This window comes from Microcystis aeruginosa NIES-4325 (assembly GCF_008974145.1).
In the GTDB taxonomy this organism is placed as follows: Bacteria; Cyanobacteriota; Cyanobacteriia; order Cyanobacteriales; family Microcystaceae; genus Microcystis; species Microcystis aeruginosa_G.
The window spans coordinates 1-244 of record NZ_BJKP01000162.1; the positions used below are offsets into that span (position 1 = coordinate 1).

Genomic DNA, 244 nt, shown 5'->3' on the forward strand with positions numbered 1-244 from the left:
TTCAAGATCGAATACAAGAAGACTGGCCCGTTAAACCCGGTCACTGTCTCAACCCCTTTGAACCATTATTCGGTTCCGACATTCCAGAAAGTGAACTAGGCCGGTCTCTCTACGATATGGCTATCAGTATCGAAGAATCGTATGGACTAGGGGAGCTAATCGATGAACTACCCGATCTAGTATTGGGAATCAAGAGAAATCTAACATCTTGGTATGAAATCGGTTTAATCTCTTGGAAAATCAA

The 244-nt window shown here is 42.6% G+C and carries 1 pseudogene; it reads left to right on the forward strand.

Annotated elements, in window-relative coordinates:
• A pseudogene (locus MiAbW_RS19460) lies at window positions 1-244 on the forward strand (hypothetical protein); the annotation flags it as partial.